Source organism: Frankia sp. CcWB2, assembly GCF_977927585.1.
This window is the reverse complement of record NZ_CDWRCM010000312.1, coordinates 1-2,909: the sequence shown is the minus strand read 5'-3', so window position 1 is coordinate 2,909 and position 2,909 is coordinate 1. Positions and strand designations below refer to the sequence as shown.

Sequence of the window (2,909 nt, the reverse complement as noted above, 5' to 3'; positions counted from 1 at the left end):
GGCGCCACCCATGAACCTCAGGGGACGGACATGTCAATGACGGAATAACAATCCATATGTCGGTTCATCACTGGAGCAAAGTTCCTCCGCGACAGGCGGAGGCCATTGCACTACACGGAGTCACGACACGGTCGCGGCCTGGCGGCGGACCGGCCCCGGCACCGGGGTCCGGCCCCGGGCTCCGGTGCCCTTCCCCTCATCGCGTTATCGCGTCATCGCGTGGGATCCCCCTCGTTGGCGTGGGACCCTCGCTCGGGTCTCGTCAGCCGAGGCTGGTGAGGCTGACGATGGCCTCGTTGAAGCTCTTCGACGGACGCATGACGGCCGCGGCCTTGACGGGGTCGGGCTGGTAGTACCCCCCGATGTCGGCCGGCGAGCCCTGGACCGCGATCAGTTCGTCGACGATCGCCTTCTCCTCGTCGGCGAGCGTCTTGGCGAGACCGGCGAACGCCTCCGCGAGACGGGGGTCGCCGGTCTGCGCGGCCAGCTCCTGCGCCCAGTAGAGCGCCAGGTAGAAGTGGCTGCCGCGGTTGTCGAGGCCCCCCAGCCGGCGGCTGGGCGACTTGTCCTCGTTGAGGAAGGTGGCGGTCGCGCGGTCGAGGGTGTCGGCGAGCACCTGGGCACGCGCGTTGCCCGTCGTCCGCGCGAACTGCTCGAAGCTGGCCGCGAGCGCCAGGAACTCGCCCAGGCTGTCCCAGCGCAGGTAGTTCTCCTTGAGCAGCTGCTGGACGTGCTTGGGCGCGGAGCCGCCGGCGCCGGTCTCGAACAGGTCGCCGCCGTTCATGAGCGGGACGACCGAGAGCATCTTGGCACTCGTGCCGAGCTCCAGGATCGGGAACAGGTCGGTCAGATAGTCACGCAGCACGTTGCCGGTGACCGAGATCGTGTCCTCGCCGCGGCGGATCCGCTCCAGCGAGAACGCGATCGCGTCGACCGGAGCCTTGATCTCGATCCGCAGCCCGGAGGTGTCGTGCTCGGGCAGGTACGCCCGGACCTTCTCGATCAGCCTCGCGTCGTGGGCGCGGTTCTCGTCGAGCCAGAACACCGCCGGGTCACCGGTGGCGCGGGCGCGCGTGACGGCGAGCTTCACCCAGTCCCGGATCGGCGCGTCCTTGGCCTGGCAGGCGCGGAAGATGTCGCCGGCGGCGACCGCCTGCTCCAGCACCACGGTGCCGGCCTGGTCGACGATCCGCACCGTGCCCGTGGTAGGGATCTCGAAGGTCTTGTCGTGACTGCCGTACTCCTCGGCCTTCTGCGCCATCAGGCCGACGTTGGCCACCGAGCCCATCGTCGCGGGGTCGTAGGCGCCGTGCGCCCGGCAGTCGTCGATGACGACCTGGTAGATGCCGGCGTAGCTCGAGTCGGGCAGGACCGCCAGGGTGTCCGCCTCCCGGCCGTCCGGGCCCCACATGTGGCCGGAGGTACGGATCATGGCCGGCATGGAGGCGTCGACGATGACGTCGCTGGGCACGTGCAGGTTGGTGATGCCGCGGTCGGAGTCGACCATCGCCAGGGCGGGGCCCTCGGCGAGCTCCGCGGCGAAGGAGGCCTTGATCTCCTCGCCCTCGGGCAGCGATTCCAGGCCCTTGAGGATGCCGCCGAGCCCGTCGTTCGGGGACAGACCGGCCGCGGCGAGCGTCGCGCCGTGGGTGACGAACGTCTTCGGGAAGAAGGCCCGTACCACGTGGCCGAAGACGATCGGGTCGGAGACCTTCATCATCGTGGCCTTCAGGTGCACCGAGAACAGCACGCCCTCGGCCTTGGCCCGGGCGATCTGCGCGGTGAGGAACTCGCGCAGCGCGGCCACCCGCAGGACGGCCGCGTCCACGACCTCGCCCACCAGCACCGGCAGGGACGGGAGCAGGACGGTGGTGCTGCCGTCGTCACCCGCGAGCTCGATGCGCAGCGTGCCGGCCTCGGCGATGATCGTGGACTTCTCGGTGGAGCGGAAGTCGTCGGCGCTCATCGTGGCGACGTTCGTCTTCGAGTCGGGTGCCCACGCGCCCATCCGGTGCGGGTGGGTCCGGGCGTAGTTCTTCACCGAGGCCGGGGCGCGGCGGTCGGAGTTGCCCTCGCGCAGCACCGGGTTGACGGCGCTGCCCTTCACCTTGTCGTAACGGGCGCGGATCTCCCGCTCCTCGTCGGTCTTCGGGTCGTCCGGGTAGTCCGGCAGCGCGTAGCCCTGCTGCTGCAGCTCGACGATCGCCGCCTTCAGCTGCGGAATCGAAGCCGAGATGTTCGGCAGCTTGATGATGTTCGCCTCGGGCGTCCTGGCCAGCTCACCGAGCTCGGCGAGCGCGTCCTCGACGCGCTGGGCCTCCTCGAGATCCTCGGGGAAACTGGCGATGATCCGCCCCGCCAGGGAGATGTCGCGGCTGTCGACACTGACCCCGGCCGTCGCGGCGTACGCCTGGACCACGGGCAGGAACGAGTACGTCGCCAGGGCCGGAGCCTCGTCAGTGTGTGTATAGATGATGGTCGAGTCAGTCACCGATACTCCGCTTCGCGTCTGTTTCATCTGGGTATCAAGGTATGCCCTGAGCGCCCGCTCCACCGGGGTCCTCGCCGGGCCGGGGCTGTCGGCAGCGGCACCCCACCGACCAGCATGATCGTTATATCGGCTCTCCCCGCGCGCGGGGCTCGGTGACGCTCCGGACAACCCGGGCACGCGGTCGCCGGCCGGTCCCGGACGGCCCGGCTCGCCGGCCATGGAGCCAACCTCGGGGCCAACCTCTCCAAACGCAACGCGACCATCTCCTCCGGACTCGCCGCGGTGGGGGCCGATGTAGCTTATTTCCTCGGCGACCGCGGCCGCCACATCCGGATCAGCCGCCGGCAACCGGGTGCGGGTGGGACGGCGCCGGGCAGGTGTTGGGAAAGTGTCGGGCAGGTGCTAGGGTCTGTTTGGG

At 69.7% G+C, this 2,909-nt stretch carries 1 protein-coding gene; it reads right to left on the bottom strand.

Annotated features, from left to right (window positions below; genetic code table 11):
- Positions 1–262 precede the first annotated feature (262 nt).
- Complete coding sequence (locus ACY45C_RS20985; RefSeq protein ID WP_462189271.1) at positions 263–2,491, bottom strand: NADP-dependent isocitrate dehydrogenase; 2,229 nt, start codon at positions 2,489–2,491, stop codon at positions 263–265.
- Positions 2,492–2,909: the final 418 nt, after the last annotated feature.